Below are 15,640 nucleotides of genomic sequence, written 5' to 3'. Positions count from 1 at the left end.
ATGTCCGGCTCCGCACATGGCCCGCGCCGGTCGTACTCTCCGGTTGCCCGGTGGGTCCCGTCAGGACGGGAGAACGGCCTCCGCCCGGTCCGACGCGCCACGGCCCACGTCGATGGTGCTGCCGTCGGCCGCGGAACGCAGCAGCGCGGCGGCGACCTGCACTGTCCGCAGGCCCTGCCGGAGGGTGACGATGTCGCTCTCCTTGCCCTCGACCGCGTCGCGGAACCGCTCGTGCTCCACCAGCAGCGGCTCGCGCTTCGGGATCGCGTAGCGGACCATGTCGCCCTCGGCGACGCCCCGGAAGGCGCGCAGCGCCTCCCACTCGGTGTCGATGGCGGCGTTGGCGTAGAAGGTCAGGTCGGCGGTGAGGGTGTCGGCGACGAAGCAGCCCCGGTCACCGGTGATCACAGTGGACCGCTCCTTGAGCGGGCTCAGCCAGTTCACCAGGTGGTTGACCATCGTGCCGTCGGAGAGCTGGCCGACAGCCGCGACCATGTCCTCGTGCAGCCGGCCACTGCGCGAGACCGTCCGGGCCGACACCGAGGTGTATTCCCGGCCGGTCACCCAGCTGGTCAGGTCGATGTCGTGGGTGGCCAGGTCCATCACCACGCCGACGTCGGCGATCCGGTGCGGGAACGGGCCCTGCCGACGGGTGACGACCTGGAAGACCTCACCCAGTTCGCCGGACTCCAGCCGGCTGCGCAGGTTCTGCAGCGCCGGGTTGTACCGCTCGATGTGGCCGACACCGGCCACCAGGCCGGCGGACTCGAACGCCTCGACGAGGCGGGTCGCCGCCTCCACGGACTGGGCGAGCGGCTTCTCGATCAGCGCGGACACCCCGTTGGCGGCCAACTCCAGGCCGACCGGCTCGTGCAGGGCCGTCGGGCAGGCCACCACGGCGTAGTCGATGCCCAGCTCGAGCAGGTCGCCCAGCTCGGGCACGACCGGGGCGCGCAGCGTCCCGGTCGTGTCGCCGGCCGGGTCGACGATGCCGACCAGCTCGACACCGTCCAGTCCGGACAGGATCCGGGCGTGGTTGCGGCCCATCGCGCCGAGGCCGATCAGACCGGCGCGCAACTTGCGTCCCTCGCTCATCGGGCACCACCGGCGAGGTTCGCGCCCTCGGCGATCCGCTCCAGGTCCTCCGGGCTCAGCGCCGGGTGCACCGGCAGCGAGACCACCTCGGCGGCTGCCCGCTCGGTCTCCGGCAGGTCCCACGGGCCCGGCTTGCCGTCCGCACCCAGGTACGGCTTGAGGCGGTGGATCGGCGTCGGGTAGTAGACGGCGTTGCCGATGCCCAGCTCGGTGAGGCGCTGCTGGGCGGCGTCGCGGTTACCGCCCTGCACCCGCACCGTGTACTGGTGGTAGACGTGCCGGGCGCTGTCGGCCACCGGCGGGGTGACCATGCCGGTGATCCGGGAGTCGAGGAACTTGGCGTTGGCCCGCCGCTGCTCGGTCCAGTCCGGCAGCTGGCGCAGCTGCACCCGGCCGATGGCCGCGGCCACGTCGGTCATCCGCATGTTGGCGCCGACGATCTCGTTGGCGTACCGCTGCTCCATGCCCTGGTTGCGCAGCAGCCGCAGGGTGCGGGCCAGCTCGGCGTCGGCGGTGGTGACCATGCCGCCCTCCAGGGCGTGCATGTTCTTGGTGGGGTAGAAGCTGAAGCAGCCGGCGGTGCCGAACGCGCCGACCGGCTGGCCGCCGAGGGCCGCGCTGTGCGCCTGCGCCGCGTCCTCGACCACGGCGAGGCCGTGCTGCTCGGCGATCGCCATGATCTTGTCCATCGCGGCGGGGTGTCCGTAGAGGTGCACCGGCATGATCGCCACGGTGCGCGGGGTGACGGCCGCGGCAACCGCCTGCGGGTCGAGGCAGAAGCTGCCGGGCTCGATGTCGACGAAGATCGGCTCCGCGCCCACCAGCCGGATGGAGTTCGCGCTGGCGGCGAAGGAGAACGACGGGACGATGATCTCGTCACCCGGGCCGAACCCGAGGGCCATCAGGGTCAGCTGCAGTGCGGAGGTGCCCGAGTTCACCGCGACGCAGTGCCGACCCGAGACCAGCTCGCCGAACTCCTCCTCGAACGCGGCGACCTCCGGCCCCTGCACAACGCGGCCGCTGCGCAGCACCCGCACGGCCGCTTCGATCTCGGCCTCACCGATCACCGGCTTCGCGGGCGGGATGAATTCTGCGTTCAGCCCAGGCATGGGCTTCCTCCTGTCGACAGGGAGTTCGTTCGGGACGCGATGCTAACGGGTGCAGATGTGGTCAGGACGGGCGGTACAGAATCGGTCATGACAAGCCGGGCTCGGCACTTGTGGTCACGCCGGTGAGATTGATGTCCGACTTGGTGCGGACGGTCGGTTGGCATGCTACCTCCAACGCCGCGGCGACAGCGGTCGCCAACCGCGGCAGGTCCTCCGTGGTCACCGGAGTACGGGATACCGCCAGCCGCCAGTAGAGCGGGCCGACGATCAGGTCGACCGCGATGTCGAGGTCGGTGTCGGGAGCGAGTTCACCCCGGGCGATGGCCCGGCCGACCACCTGACCACCGATGTCGCGCTGGTTCGTGCGCAGGGCCCGTTCGAGGGTCTGCGCAATCTGCGGGTTGCGGGCAGCCTCGGCGAGCAGATCGGGAATGATCTGCGCGGCCAGGGGGTGCCGCAGGGCCCGGGTCATCAGCAGGAAGAGCAGTTCCAGGTCGCTGTGGAGATCACCGGTGTCGGGCAGGGGGAACCGCTGCCCGGCCGCCGCCGAAACGATCTCCAGGACCAGTTCGAGCTTCGAACTCCACCGGCGGTAGATCGCCGTCTTGCTGACCCCGGCCCGCCGGGCGACCGCCTCGATGGAGAGCCGGCCGTACCCGACCGCGGCGAGTTCCTGCATTACAGCACGGCGGATGGCCGTGGTGATCTCGCCACGGAGCACCGCGGCACCAGCCGGAGCACGCCTCTTCTCGGTCGTCACGTGGGACAATGTACCGCAGCGACGGTACGGTTGCGTCCCGACGTGTTTTCCACTACCGTCCACGCATCGACGGAGCGCCGGCTCCCCCTCGTGCGGCCGCGCTCTCTGCCGTCGAGCACCTTCTTACGCCAATAGATCGGAGCGCCCTACCATGGCCAACACGGCGGTGGCCGATGCCGATTCAGGACTTACCGGAAGGCAGCTCGCCGACCGGTACGGCCTGAGCGTCGCCGGCGCGAGGCCCACCCTGGCTGCCTACACGCGGAAGCTGTGGTCCTACCGGCACTTCATCGCGGCGTACGCCAACGCCAAGGTGACCGCGTCGTTCAGCCAGGCCCGGCTGGGCCAGCTGTGGCAGGTGCTGACACCGTTGACCAACGCCGCGGTGTACTACCTGATCTTCGGGATGATCCTGGACACCAGGTCCGGGGTCCCGAACTTCATCGCGTACCTCTGCGTCGGTCTCTTCGTCTTCACGTTCACCCAGAGCGTGGCGCTCGGCGGCACCACGGCGATCACCAGCAACCTCGGGCTGATCCGGGCCCTGCACTTCCCCCGGGCGTCGCTGCCGTTCGCGATCACCCTGACCCAGTTCCAGCACCTGCTCTCGGCGATGGTGGTGCTGGTCGGCATCGTCCTGGTGACCGGCGAGCCGATCAAGCTGGAGTGGCTGCTGGTGGTCCCGGCGCTGCTGCTCCAGTCGATCTTCAGCGTCGGCCTGGCCCTGATGCTGGCCCGGCTCGGCTCGAAGATGACCGACCTGAAGCAGGTCATGCCGTTCGTGATGCGGGCCTGGATGTACGGCTCCGGCGTGCTCTACAGCGTGAAGGCGTTCTCCGACAACCTGCCGGGGGTGGTGGCCACCCTGATCCACCTCAACCCGCTGCTGGTCTACATCGAGCTGGTGCGGCACGCGCTGCTGGAGAACGCCCCGCTGACCTCGTCGGTGCCGCGGCTCTGGCTCCTCGCGACTGCGTGGGCGCTGGTGATGGGAATTGGCGGTTATGTCTACTTTTGGCGCGGCGAGCAGGAGTACGGACGTGGCTGACCTCGGTACGACGCCCGCGGACGCGACCACCACCGCGGTCGGCGAGCGCATCCCCACGGTGATCGTGGACGACGTCCACCTGATCTACCGGGTCTACGGCGCCGGCTCGGGCGCGGCGGGGTCCCCGGTGGCGGCGCTGAAGCGGATCGTCACCCGGCAACCCCAGCGGCCCACGCTGCGCAAGGTGCACGCGGTCAAGGGGGTCAGCTTCACCGCCTACCGGGGCGAGGCGATCGGCCTGATCGGCAGCAACGGCTCCGGCAAGTCCACCCTGCTGCGCGCCATCGCCGGCCTGATGCCGACCAACCAGGGCGGCATCTACACCCAGGGGCAGCCCTCCCTGCTCGGGGTCAACGCGGCGCTGCTCGGCGACCTCTCCGGCGAGCGCAACGTGGCCCTCGGTTGCCTGGCCATGGGCATGACCCCGGAGCAGGTCCGCAAGGCCACCCCGGAGATCCTCTCCTTCTCCGGGATCAACGAGCGCGACGACTTCGCCACGCTGCCGATGCGGACGTACTCCTCCGGCATGCAGGCCCGACTGCGGTTCTCCATCTCGGCGGCGAAGAAGCACGACGTGCTGCTCATCGACGAGGCGCTGGCCACCGGCGACACCCGGTTCCGCCGCCGCAGCGAGCAGCGGATCCGGCAGCTGCGGGCCGACGCCGGCACGGTGTTCCTGGTCAGCCACTCGATCAGCTCGATCCGGGACACCTGCGAGCGGTCGATCTGGCTGGAGTCCGGCCTCATCCGGATGGACGGCCCCACCGCCGAGGTGACCAAGGCGTACGAGGACTACATGGCCAGCCGCGCGTGACCGACCGGCCGGCGGCGTCCGGGCACCGGGAAACCGGTGTCGGGACGCCCGCCGGCCGTCGCACCATCGGCCGGCGGCACCACCAGTGGATCAGTGAGGATCGGCAATGACGCAGGACCCCGCCACCGTCGGAGACACCGGGCCGGCGAACGCCCCGACACCCTGGCGCCCCGAACGCACGGTGGCGGTGATCCTGGCTGGCGGCACCGGCACCCGGCTCGGCCTGGGCATCCCCAAGCAGCTCCTCAAGATCGCCGGCAAGCCGATCATCGAGCACACCCTCGCGGTCTTCGAGGCCGCCCCGGAGATCGACGAGATCATCGTGCTGATGGCCGCCGGCCACGTCGCCGACGCCGAGCGGATCGTCGAGCGGGCCGGCTTCCGCAAGGTCACCACGATCGTCGAGGGCGGGGAGACCCGCAACGCCACCACCCGCCTCGCCCTGGACGCGATCGGTCCCGCCGACTGCAACATCCTCTTCCACGACGCGGTCCGCCCGCTGGTCAGCGGCCGGATCGTCCGCGAGTGCGTGAACGCGCTGTGGACGTACGCCGCCGTCGACGTGGCCATCCCGTCGGCCGACACGATCATCGAGGTCGACGCGGACGACTGCATCACCGGCATCCCGGTGCGCTCCCGGCTGCGGCGGGGACAGACCCCGCAGGCGTTCCGCTCCGGCACCATCCGGGAGGCGTACCGGCGGGCCGAGGGCGACCCGGACTTCGCCGCCACGGACGACTGCGGCGTGGTGCTGCGCTACCTGCCCGGCACCCCGATCAAGGTGATCGACGGCGCCGACGAGAACATCAAGGTCACCCACCCGGTCGACGTGCACCTGGCGGACAAGCTCTTCCAGCTCGCCGCCGCGCAGTCGCACCAGCTGGCCGACCACCGCGGCTACACCGAGGAGCTGGCCGGCCGGACGATCGTGGTCTTCGGCGGCAGCTACGGCATCGGCCACGAGCTGGCCGAGCTGGCCGCCGGCTTCGGCGCCCGGGTCTTCCCGGTGAGCCGATCGGCCACCGGCACCCACGTGGAGAACGCCGAGGACGTCGAGGCGGCGCTGCGCACCGCCTACGAGGCGACCGGCCGGATCGACCACGTGGTGGTCACCGCCGGGATCCTGGAGAAGGGCACCCTCGCCGAGATGGACGAGGAGACCATCGACCGGCTGATCCGGGTCAACGTCGTCGGCCCGGTGACCGTCGCCCGGCGCGCCCTGCCGTACCTCCAGCAGACCCGTGGGCACCTCCTGCTCTACACGTCGAGCTCCTACACCCGGGGCCGGGCCCACTACGCGCTCTACTCGGCGACCAAGGCGGGCCTGGTCAACCTGACGCAGGCGCTGGCCGACGAGTGGAGCGAATTCGGCGTACGGGTCAACTGCGTCAACCCCGAACGGACCGCGACGCCCATGCGCACCCGGGCGTTCGGGGCGGAGCCGGCGGACACCCTGCTGTCGGCCGAGGCGGTGGCGCAGGCGTCCCTGGACGTATTGTTGTCCGATCTCACCGGTCAGGTGATCGACGTACGCCGGTCCGCCGACGACCCGGCGCGGGAGGTGCGTGCGGCGGTGGTCCCCGCGCAGCCCGACGCCGAGCGCGGCGCCCCGGCCGGCCCCGCCGACGGGGCCGGCACCGGCACGGCAGCGGCGGGAGCGGAACAGTATGCGTGGTGACCTCGTCCGGAAGCTGGCCGCCCGGGGCCTGGCCGCAGGCCTGGCCGTGGCGGCCTTCCTCGTCCTCGCGCTGACCGGGGCGACCGGCTGGGGCCTGGGCCTGGCGGTGGCCGCCCTCGGTGCGGCCGGCTGGGAGCGCCGGGTCCGCCCGGGCGCCGACGGCGTCGCCGAGACCGTCCTGGTCGCGGCGGGGATCCTGGTCGGATACGCGCGCCGGCTCGACGCCGGGTTCGACCCCGTGCTGACCCTCACCGCGCTGGTGCTGCTGGGGCTGATCCTGCTCGTGGGGCCGGTGCGCGAGGCCGCCAACCTGGAGATCCGGACCGCCAACCTGCCGGTACGATCCTGGACCCCGCTGGTCGCCGCGTGGCTGGGCGAAGCCCTGTCGGTGCTGCTCGCCGTGGTGGCGGTGGCGGCCGCGGCGACCCTGCCGGCGGGGGTCGCCCTCGCGGCCGTCCTGCTGGTGGGCGCCGCCGCCGGCGCGGTCGCGCTGGACCTGGCGCGGCGACGGTTCCGGCCGGCCGCCGGTGGCTCGGCGGTCTCCCGTGCGCTGCGCCGGCACCAGCCCGAGTTCCTCCTGCACTTCTCCGCGCCGCCCGGCTCGGAGTACCAGGTCACCATGTGGCTGCCGTACCTGGAGCGGATCGGCCGGCCGTTCCTGGTGATGCTGCGCGAGCCGGACTTCCTGCCCGCCGTCGCGGCGGCCACCAGCGCGCCGGTGGTCTACTGCCCCACCACGAAGGCGATGGACGAGGCCCTGGTGCCGAGCCTGCGGGTCGCGTTCTACGTCAACCACGGCGCGAAGAACAGCCACTGCATCCGCTTCACCCAGCTGACCCACGTCCAGCTGCACCACGGCGACAGCGACAAGGCCCCCAGCGCCAACCCGGTCTCGGCGATCTTCGACCGGATCTTCGTCGCCGGTCGTGCCGCGATCGACCGGTACGCGCGCGCCGGGGTGGACATCCCGGCCGAGAAGTTCGTCATCGTCGGCCGCCCCCAGGTCGAGTCGATCCAGGTACGCCCCGAGCCGGTGCCCGGGCCGACCAACCCGACCGTGCTCTACACGCCGACCTGGACCGGGCACAACGCGGACGCCAACTACTGCTCGCTGCCGGTGGCGGAGACCCTGCTGCGCCGGCTGCTCGACCGGGGCGCGACGGTGATCCTGCGGGCCCACCCGTACACCTCGCAGAACCCGGCCTCGGCCCGGCAGTTGGGCCGGTTGACCGAACTGCTCGCCGCAGACCGGGCCCGCACCGGCCGGCAGCACGTCTTCGGCGTCGCCGCCAGCCGGGAACTGACCCTCACCGAGTGCGTCAACCGTTCGGACGCGCTGGTCTCCGACGTCTCCGGGGTCATCTCCGACTACCTCTACTCGGGCAAGCCGTACGCGGTGACCGACATGGTGGGCTCGGGCGACCGGTTCCCCGAGGAGTTCCCGCTCGCCGCGTCGGGCTACGTCCTGCACCGGGACATGTCGAACGTGGACGAGGTGCTGGGGCTGCTGCTCGACAGCGATCCGCTGGCCGGGACCCGGTGGGCCACCCGGAGCCGCTACCTGGGCGACTTCCCGACCGACTCGTACGCCGAGGGGTTCCTGGGCGCCGCCCGCCGCGAACTCGACGCCGGCCTCCCGGTGCCCGCGCCCCGACCGGCCGGGCCGAACACCGCCGCGCTCTCCCCCACGCCCTGAGCCCGGCGGTCGACCTGCCCGCCCCCGCCGCCGCACGCGAGGGCGACGGGACGGGCCTCAGCGGTACGGGTCGACGAGATCCAGGACCGCCTCGGGATCCTCGACGTGCGCGTTGTGCCCCAGGCCGGGCAGGGTGGCGACCGGCACGCCCAACTCCTTGAGCTGCGCGTCGGTGACCATGGGGTCGTGCTCGCCGCGGGCCAGCAGCACCGGCACGTCGGTCGCCGCCAGCAGGGCGGGCAGGGCCGGCTCGCCCACGCCGAACGCGGCCGGGTCCATCGCCAGCCGCCACCGGCCGTCGACCTGCCGCAGCCCGGCCTCCACGACGGGATGTTCCGGGGCGAAGAGCCCGGTCAGCCCGGCCACCCGCAGGTAGCGGCGGGCCGCCTCGTCCCGGCTGGCGAACCAGGTCACCGGCCGGGCGGCCAACTCCCCGGCCTTCGCCAGCTCGGCCGGCGACCAGACGGCCTTGATGCCGACCCCGACCACGGCGTCGACGGGCAGCCCGGCGCTCCGGGCGGCCAGCGCCAACCCGACCACCCCGCCGAGGGAGTGCCCCAGCACGACGAGCCGGTCCCCCGCCGCGACCCCGGTGGCGATCCGCGCGGCCAGCGCCGGGAACGAGTACTCCGGCAGCGGCGGCGACCAGCCGTGGCCGGCGAGGTCCGGTGCGAGCCACCGCCCCGCCCACCGGCGCTCGAGCAGCGGCGCCCACGGCAGCCACACGTCGCCGGTCGCGCCCATGCCGTGCAGCAGCAGGAGCACCCGCCGGTCGTCCCGGCCACCCGATTCATCGACCATGGGCGCAGTGTGCCACCCGCGGGGCGCCACGGGCGAGGTCCGTGACCCGGACACGACATCGGGCGCCGGTCCCCCGGGATGGGGAGCCGACGCCCGACGGTCGTCGATCAGGCGGAGTAGCCGCGGGTGGCGGCCCAGTTCGCCAGGGCGATGGTGGACATCCAGTACGACGCGGTCGCCGGGTTCGCCGAGTCGGCGATCTTCACCAGCCGGCCGTCGTCCTTGTAGCCCACCACGGCGACGTAGTGGCCGCCGGGGAACGAGTGCCAGCCGCCGCCGGTGTCCGTGGCGCTGCCGGCGACGTTCACCACGACGCCCCGCCCGTCGCCGATGGCCGCGACGACGTCGGCCTGGAGCCGGTCCATCTGGGCCGGGGTGGCGGCGCCACCCGGGATCATCCGGGTCCGGTACGGGTCGCCCGGCACCGTCGCGTTCAGCACGCGGGTGGTGTCCTGGGCCGAGTCGGTGCCCATCTCGTCGGTGCCCAGCTGGGCGCCGAGGGCGTCCTGGCTGCGCTCGATGCCGGCGGCGCTGAGGGCGTTGCGGACGGCCGCCGGGCCGCAGTTGTAGAAGGTGCTCTGGGCCTGGTAGTCGTAGTCCAGGGTCTTGGCCGACGGCGGCTTCGGCGGCTCCGGCTTGCGGGTCAGGTCCGGGTCCGGGGCGGTGCTGGTGGCGCTGGCCGACGGGGCGGCGCTGGACGCGGACGGGGCGGCGCTGGACGGGGCGACCCGGGCCTGGGCCCGCGAGGCGGCGGTGTCGTCCCGCAGCTCGGTCGCGGCCACCGGGGCCTGCGCGGCGGCCGGGGCGTCGTCGGCTCCGGCAAGCAGCGCGCCGGTGCCCGACGCCAGCACGAGCGCCGCGGCGGACGCGGCGGCCAGCTGGTACGGACGTTCGGACGTGAGACGACGCAGCTGTCGCCTGAGGGTGTGCTTCACGGTTTCCTCCACGGGCTCGGGGGGTGAGCGGCCGTCGGTCCGCGCCGAGGGCGAGACGGACCGACCGCGCGGACGGGCGTCCGGGCGGGTGCTGGACCACTCAGGGGATGTGCCCGGGATGCCGGGCGACGGACGGTGACCGGTGGGTCAGCTCGTGGCCTGCGGGCGTACGAGCGCGGGCACCGTGGTGCCGTGGAGACGGCGGAACAACCGAGAGGTGGGTGGGTGCTGCACGAGGATGGAACTCCTTCCGACACCGCCGACCGGGTTAGCTGACGGATTCGGGCGGGAAGAACGCCCTACCACGGGCCTGCGGCCCACGGATTCACCCCACAAAGCACTGGGTCCCCGGCTCGTCTTTCACGATTAGGCGGGTCGGCGCGGCGTCGCCTCTTGCGATCGGTTACCGCACCGGACGCGCCGACACTACTGGCCGGCCAACACCCTGCCAACCCCGTCCCACCTGCTTAAACCTTGATCGGAAGACAATTTTTGCGGGCACTTCGCCACTGACGTGACTCAATAGGACGACCGTTTCCGAGAGCGCCTCCGGGTGACAACGGGACAAGTGGCGGGCATCGGCGTCGAAACCCCGGCGGGAATCGACCGCCCCGCTCCCGATGACCGGTTCGGCGGCGAGGTGACCGGCGTCACCCAAATGGTCGCGATTTTCTCGGCGGCACGGGTCGACGTACACCGGTGGACGCCGCGCGGCCGGGCTCAGCGCGAGTCGACGTACGCCGGCCGGTGGCCGGCCTGCGGGTCGGCGGACCGGGGGCGCGGCACGACGTTGCCGCGCTCCCCCGGGGGCCCGTTCCCGTCGCCCCCGTCCCGCGGCGCCTCCGGGGTCGGCCGGCGCGGGGTGAGCAGTCGCATCATCGGCGTCTCGACGAAGCGGTGCAACAGCCCGGCGAGGGCCAGGTTGACCAGCAGGAACCCGAGCACCACCGCCACCCCCCACCAGCCGGGGAAGCCGACGCCCCAGTCGCCCGTGAGCCGCAGGACAGTGATCATCACCAGGACGTGCACCAGGTAGAAGGCGAAGGAGACCTCGCCGAGCCAGATCATCGGCCGGGACCGCCACGGCGAGCGCCGCCCGCGCACGTCCGCGTCCGCCGCGGCGGCGATGACCAGGATGTACGCCACCGAGAGCAGCGCCGCCCACAGTTCGGCGCGGACCCACTGCGCGGCGACCACCCAGGTGGCCACGAAGATCAGGCTGGCCACCGGCAGGCCCGGCCCCCGCCACCGGCCGCGCCGCATCAACTCGGCGGCGGCCACGCCCATCCAGAACTCCAGCGACCGCACCGGCGGAAAGACCTGGGTGAACCACCAGCGGCTCTCCTCCGGCACCAGGGCCTGGGCCGGCCAGAGCGCCAGGATCAGCAGCGGCACCACGACCACGACGGCCCACAGCGCCCACGGCCGGGCCCGGCGGATCAGCGGCAGCGCCAACGGCAGGCAGAGATAGAAGAAGAACTCGCAGGACAGCGACCAGCTGACCGTGTTGACGCTGTAGAAATGCCCCGGCCGGGGGTCCCAGGCCTGGAGGAGGAACAGGTTCTCCAGCGAGACGGCCCGGTCCACGGGGTCGGCGAACCAGGCCGCGACCGCCAGGGCCGCCGCCCACAGCACCACGTGGCTCGGCCAGATCTTGGCCACCCGGCGACGCCAGAACGCCCGCCGGGTGTCGCTGGGCCGGGCCGACCAGACCAGCACGAAGCCGCTGAGGATGAAGAAGAACTGCACGCCGGACAGGCCGAGGGTGAAGACCCAGTCCACCACGGCCTTGTGGCCGGGTTCGGCGATGATGCCCATCGTCCCGGCGTGGAACCCGAAGACGAGCAGGGCGGCGACCCAGCGCAGCCCGGTCAGCGACGGCAGGCGGTTGGCCGGCGACGCCGGCCGGACGGCAGGCTCGGTGGTCGCGACGCCCGTCACGCCGGGATCCGGACGGTCCGCAGGGTCACCAGCACGTACGTCTCCTCCTCGGCCGCGTCGGCGCTCGGCCTCGGCGACCCCCCGGTCGGGATCGCCCCGCCGGGCACCTTACCCGGCGAACGGGGCGACCCTGTACGTACCGCCCATGCGGGCCGGGGCCGCGCTTGCCGAGCCTCGCAAGAAGTCCTGCCCAGGGCAGCCGCCCGTCTCGACCCGGGAGATGGATCACTGAGCCGCCGCTTCCGGTCCGCTCCATCCCGCAGGAGGTACATCGAAGAATTCCTGATCGTTGTAGAGTCCGACGTCTGGAACTGGCGAACCCGCCCGTCGAGCGGGTCCTGATTGGAGCGTTCCGTGCGTCGGAGTCATCGGTCGGCACAGCTGGCGGCACTCGTGCTCGTCGGGCTCACCGCGTTCCCGGGGTCGCAGGCGTCGGCGCTGGCCGCCGGCCCGGGCGACACGACCGTCGCGGCTGCCGCGGCGGAGGACCGGGTCCTGCGGGTCTACAACAACAACATCGAGAACCTCGTCAGGAACAACGCCGACGGCACGTGCACCCGGATCTCCGGGCCGGACCACCTGACCTCGATGCTGGTGGACGACAGCGGCCGGACGGGCACCGCCGACGTGGTGGCGCCCGACATCCTCATCGTGCAGCAGGTTCGCGGCACCGGGCAGGCCGAGGCGTACGCCGACCAGCTCTCGGCGAAGTTCGGCTACCCGGCGGGCACCTACGGGGCGATCGTGGCCTGGAGCGACCCGGAGCCGTGGGGCAGCACGCACAAGTGCAGCTCGCAGGCACTCGGTGACCTCAAGAAGAAGCAGACCAACGGGATCATCTGGAACACCAGGAGGCTCAGCCTCGCCGCCGGCGACATCTCGAAGTACTGGAGCGCCGGCTGGCTGAAGCCAGGCACCGCCTACCAGGGCGGGGCCGGGTGCACCCTGTACAAGCCGCCGAACAGCGACCCGGACACCACCGACTACCACAAGTGGAAGCGTACGAGCGCCATCGCGGCCCGGTTCACCGTCAAGGCGACCGGCACCACCGTGTTCGCCGCCACCATGCACCTGCCCCAGGAGAACCGGCAGAACGCCTGCGCGGGCGACGGCTACACCGGCATCGCCGACACCGGAATCCACATCGGAGCGGACGCCACCAGCCTGATGAACGCCTCGACCATCCGGATCGTCGGGATCGACGCCAACCGCACGGGCATCGCGTCGAGCACGCTGAGCGGCTTCGGCATGACCGGCTACGGATCGAAGGCGACCAGCGGCTCCAGCAAGATCGACTATCTCTTCGTCAAGGGCGGCGTGCAGCCGTCGCCGGTCGACCACACGGTGAGCGGCACCAAGTCCAACCACCTGGCCCTGTACAGCTTCATCAACTACTGACGCCCGCTGCCGGCGCCCCGGTCGACCCACCACGCCCACGTGTCGCACACCTGTACCAAACCTGCCGGTACGCTGGGCGGATGACCGGGGCCGCCTACCAGCCGTCGATGCTCGACCTCACCGCCACCGCACCGTCGCTCGGCCCGCTGGCCGGCGGGCTGCGCCGGCACCCGCTCACCCGCGGCGCGTGGGTCGACCATCTCCCCGGCTGGGTCACCGGCTCCGACCAGGTCTTCGACGTCCTGCTGCGGGACGTGCCCTGGCGGGCCGAACGCCGCACCATGTACGACGCCGAGGTCGACGTGCCCCGGTTGCTCTGCTGGTACGCCGGGCATCGCCCGCTGCCGCACCCGCTGCTCACCGAGGCACGCGCCGCCCTCACCCGGCACTACGCCCCCGAGCTCGGCGAGCCCTTCGTCACCGCCGGCATGTGCCTCTACCGCTCCGGCCGGGACAGCGTCGCCTGGCACGGTGACACCCAGGGCCGCTCCGCGCACACCGACACCATGGTCGCCATCGTCTCGTTCGGCTCGCCGCGCTCGCTGCTGCTGCGCCCCCGCGGCGGCGGCGACAGCCTGCGCTTCCCCCTCGGCCACGGCGACCTCGTGGTGATGGGCGGCTCCTGCCAGCGAACCTGGGAACACGCCGTACCCAAGACCAGCCGTTCCGTCGGGCCCCGGGTCAGCGTCCAGTTCCGCCCCGCCGGCGTCGCCTGAGGCCGGCGAGGGTCACACCCACCCGGGTCACCCGCCGAGCCGTACCGGTGCTCTGCTAGAAACGACTCCTGGGTCTCACCTGCGCCCCCGTCACCTCTTGACGACGCGAAGGGCGTGCCATGACCCAGTCCTCCACCGAGCCCCGCTCCCGATGGTCCGGATGGTCGGTCCACGGCGACGGCAGGTCCGTACGCCCCGGCGACGTGGTCCACCCCGACGAACGCCTCTCCTGGCCGCGCACCCTCGGCATCGGCGTGCAGCACGTCGTGGCGATGTTCGGCGCCACCTTCACGGTGCCGCTCATCACCGGCTTCCCGCCGGCGACCACACTCTTCTTCTCCGGGCTCGGCACCCTGCTGTTCCTGCTGATCACCGGCAACCGGCTGCCCTCGTACCTCGGCTCGTCCTTCGCCTTCATCGCGCCGGTGCTGGCGGCCAAGGCCGGCGGCGACATCGGCCCGGCGCTCGGCGGCATCGTCGTCGCCGGCGTCGCCCTGGCCGCCGTCGGGCTGGTCGTCCAGGTCGCCGGTTCGCGCTGGATCGACGCGCTGATGCCGCCCGTGGTCACCGGTGCCATCGTCGCGCTGATCGGCCTGAACCTCGCCCCGGTCGCCTGGGACGGCGACGGCAGCGGCACCGGCGTGAAGGCGCAGCCGCTGATCGCGGTGGTGACCCTGGCCGCGATCCTGCTCGCCACGGTGGTCTTCCGGGGGTTCCTGGCCCGGCTGTCCATCCTGCTGGGGGTGGTGGTCGGCTGGGCTCTCGCCGCCGCGCTCGGCGACCTGGACCCGAAGGCGGTCGACGGGCTGCGGGACGCCGCCTGGGTCGGCCTGCCCGAGTTCCACGCACCCAGTTTCAGCCTGCGCGCGGTCGTACTGGTGATCCCCGTGATCCTGGTGCTGATCGCCGAGAACGCCGGGCACGTCAAGGCGGTCGCCGCGATGACCGGCCGGAACCTGGACCGGGACATGGGTCGGGCGTTCATGGGCGACGGGTTGGCCACGGTGCTCGCCGGCTCCGGCGGCGGGTCCGGCACCACCACCTACGCGGAGAACATCGGCGTGATGGCCGCGACCCGGGTCTACTCCACCGCCGCGTACTGGGTGGCCGGCCTGACCGCGGTGCTGCTGGGGCTCAGCCCGAAGTTCGGCGCGCTGATCCTCACCGTGCCGGCCGGCGTGCTCGGCGGCGCCACCACCGCCCTCTACGGCCTGATCGCCATCCTCGGCGCGCGGATCTGGATCGAGAACCGGGTGAACTTCCACGACCCGGTCAACCTGATGACCGCCGCCGTCGCGGTGATCGTCGGCGCGGCCAACTACACCCTCACCGCCGGCGACCTCTCCTTCAACGGCATCGCCCTGGGCACCGCCGCCGCTCTCGCCGTCTACCACGGCATGCGTCTGGTGGCCCACCTCCGCGGCACCACCCCCACCCCCACCCCCTGACCCACCCCCGCCCCGCCCCGCCCCGCCCCGCCCCGCCCCGGTGATCATGAGGTTAGCGGTGCGAAAGGTCCGTTTCCTGCCGGTCAACCTCATGATCAACATGCCAGGGTGAGGGCGCCTCGACCGGCGCCAGGCGGGGAGGGGCGGGGCTGGGAGGGAGAGGCAGAAGACGGGGAGGGGCCGGCTGCGTCAGCAGCCGGC

Annotated in this window: 13 protein-coding genes and 1 riboswitch; of the genes, 7 read left to right on the top strand and 6 right to left on the bottom strand. The window is 72.4% G+C overall.

Annotated elements, in window-relative coordinates; genetic code table 11:
- Positions 1-60 precede the first annotated feature (60 nt).
- From AB0D32_RS07575 to AB0D32_RS07565, 3 genes are all read right to left on the bottom strand, one after another.
- Positions 61-1,095 (bottom strand): Gfo/Idh/MocA family oxidoreductase, encoded by a 1,035-nt coding sequence (locus tag AB0D32_RS07575; RefSeq protein WP_357086142.1) that lies wholly within the window; start codon positions 1,093-1,095, stop codon positions 61-63.
- The gene (locus AB0D32_RS07570; RefSeq protein ID WP_357086140.1) at positions 1,092-2,204 is read right to left on the bottom strand and encodes a DegT/DnrJ/EryC1/StrS family aminotransferase; all 1,113 of its coding nucleotides are present in this window, start codon (positions 2,202-2,204) and stop codon (positions 1,092-1,094) included. The genes AB0D32_RS07575 and AB0D32_RS07570 overlap by 4 nt, the downstream gene beginning before the upstream one ends.
- Before the next feature lie 85 nt (positions 2,205-2,289).
- The gene (locus AB0D32_RS07565) at positions 2,290-2,925 is read right to left on the bottom strand and encodes a TetR/AcrR family transcriptional regulator (RefSeq protein WP_357086540.1); all 636 of its coding nucleotides are present in this window, start codon (positions 2,923-2,925) and stop codon (positions 2,290-2,292) included.
- Between the two features lie 190 nt (positions 2,926-3,115).
- Between AB0D32_RS07565 and AB0D32_RS07560 the strand changes: the two genes are divergently transcribed.
- The 4 genes from AB0D32_RS07560 to AB0D32_RS07545 all read left to right on the top strand — a co-directional run bounded on the left by AB0D32_RS07560 (position 3,116) and on the right by AB0D32_RS07545 (position 8,200).
- Positions 3,116-4,012: an ABC transporter permease gene (locus tag AB0D32_RS07560; RefSeq protein ID WP_357086138.1), complete on the top strand. Its 897-nt coding sequence runs from the start codon at positions 3,116-3,118 to the stop codon at positions 4,010-4,012.
- Entirely contained in the window at positions 3,969-4,826 is an 858-nt protein-coding gene (locus AB0D32_RS07555) for an ABC transporter ATP-binding protein (RefSeq protein WP_357086136.1), read from the top strand. Before AB0D32_RS07560 ends, AB0D32_RS07555 begins: the two co-directional genes overlap by 44 nt.
- A 106-nt stretch (positions 4,827-4,932) precedes the next feature.
- Positions 4,933-6,504: a bifunctional cytidylyltransferase/SDR family oxidoreductase gene (locus AB0D32_RS07550; RefSeq protein WP_357086134.1), complete on the top strand. Its 1,572-nt coding sequence runs from the start codon at positions 4,933-4,935 to the stop codon at positions 6,502-6,504.
- Positions 6,494-8,200, top strand: a complete 1,707-nt coding sequence (locus tag AB0D32_RS07545) for a CDP-glycerol glycerophosphotransferase family protein (protein ID WP_357086132.1) — start codon at positions 6,494-6,496, stop codon at positions 8,198-8,200. The genes AB0D32_RS07550 and AB0D32_RS07545 overlap by 11 nt, the downstream gene beginning before the upstream one ends.
- Positions 8,201-8,257: 57 nt before the next feature.
- Here the strand turns inward: AB0D32_RS07545 and AB0D32_RS07540 are convergent, their stop codons facing one another.
- The 3 genes from AB0D32_RS07540 to AB0D32_RS07530 all read right to left on the bottom strand — a co-directional run bounded on the left by AB0D32_RS07540 (position 8,258) and on the right by AB0D32_RS07530 (position 11,877).
- Positions 8,258-9,001, bottom strand: coding sequence for an alpha/beta fold hydrolase (locus tag AB0D32_RS07540; protein ID WP_357086130.1), 744 nt, complete (start codon positions 8,999-9,001; stop codon positions 8,258-8,260).
- A gap of 107 nt (positions 9,002-9,108) precedes the next feature.
- The gene (locus tag AB0D32_RS07535; RefSeq protein WP_357086127.1) at positions 9,109-9,948 is read right to left on the bottom strand and encodes a C39 family peptidase; all 840 of its coding nucleotides are present in this window, start codon (positions 9,946-9,948) and stop codon (positions 9,109-9,111) included.
- Positions 9,949-10,178: 230 nt separating this feature from the next.
- A riboswitch (cyclic di-AMP (ydaO/yuaA leader) is annotated at positions 10,179-10,319 on the bottom strand.
- A gap of 337 nt (positions 10,320-10,656) precedes the next feature.
- A complete protein-coding gene (locus AB0D32_RS07530; protein WP_357086125.1) occupies positions 10,657-11,877 on the bottom strand; it encodes an acyltransferase in 1,221 nt (406 codons plus the stop codon).
- Between the two features lie 354 nt (positions 11,878-12,231).
- Here AB0D32_RS07530 and AB0D32_RS07525 point away from each other — a divergent pair, with 354 nt between their 5' ends.
- The 3 genes from AB0D32_RS07525 (at position 12,232) to AB0D32_RS07515 (ending at position 15,439) form a co-directional block, all read left to right on the top strand.
- On the top strand, positions 12,232-13,275 hold the full coding sequence (locus tag AB0D32_RS07525; RefSeq protein ID WP_357086123.1) for a hypothetical protein: 1,044 nt from the start codon (positions 12,232-12,234) through the stop codon (positions 13,273-13,275).
- An 80-nt stretch (positions 13,276-13,355) separates the two neighbouring features.
- Positions 13,356-13,991 carry an alpha-ketoglutarate-dependent dioxygenase AlkB gene (locus AB0D32_RS07520; protein WP_357086121.1) on the top strand — a complete coding sequence of 212 codons (636 nt, stop codon included), beginning with the start codon at positions 13,356-13,358 and terminating at the stop codon, positions 13,989-13,991.
- Positions 13,992-14,110: 119 nt separating this feature from the next.
- Positions 14,111-15,439, top strand: coding sequence for a solute carrier family 23 protein (locus AB0D32_RS07515; protein WP_357086119.1), 1,329 nt, complete (start codon positions 14,111-14,113; stop codon positions 15,437-15,439).
- Positions 15,440-15,640 lie beyond the last annotated feature (201 nt).

Source organism: Micromonospora sp. NPDC048170, from assembly GCF_040652795.1.
GTDB lineage: Bacteria > Actinomycetota > Actinomycetes > Mycobacteriales > Micromonosporaceae > Micromonospora.
Note: the sequence above shows the minus strand (reverse complement) of the source record. Positions and strands in the feature narration are given on the sequence as shown.

Excerpts from the sequence above, each read along its gene's own strand:
- AB0D32_RS07575 (WP_357086142.1), bottom strand. The coding sequence starts at position 1,095 with ATGAGCGAGGGACGCAAGTTGCGCGCCGGTCTGATCGGCCTCGGCGCG.
- AB0D32_RS07570 (WP_357086140.1), bottom strand. The coding sequence starts at position 2,204 with ATGCCTGGGCTGAACGCAGAATTCATCCCGCCCGCGAAGCCGGTGATC.
- AB0D32_RS07560 (WP_357086138.1), top strand. The coding sequence starts at position 3,116 with ATGGCCAACACGGCGGTGGCCGATGCCGATTCAGGACTTACCGGAAGG.
- AB0D32_RS07555 (WP_357086136.1), top strand. The coding sequence starts at position 3,969 with ATGTCTACTTTTGGCGCGGCGAGCAGGAGTACGGACGTGGCTGACCTC.
- AB0D32_RS07550 (WP_357086134.1), top strand. The coding sequence starts at position 4,933 with ATGACGCAGGACCCCGCCACCGTCGGAGACACCGGGCCGGCGAACGCC.
- AB0D32_RS07545 (WP_357086132.1), top strand. The coding sequence starts at position 6,494 with ATGCGTGGTGACCTCGTCCGGAAGCTGGCCGCCCGGGGCCTGGCCGCA.
- AB0D32_RS07540 (WP_357086130.1), bottom strand. The coding sequence starts at position 9,001 with ATGGTCGATGAATCGGGTGGCCGGGACGACCGGCGGGTGCTCCTGCTG.
- AB0D32_RS07520 (WP_357086121.1), top strand. The coding sequence starts at position 13,356 with ATGACCGGGGCCGCCTACCAGCCGTCGATGCTCGACCTCACCGCCACC.
- AB0D32_RS07515 (WP_357086119.1), top strand. The coding sequence starts at position 14,111 with ATGACCCAGTCCTCCACCGAGCCCCGCTCCCGATGGTCCGGATGGTCG.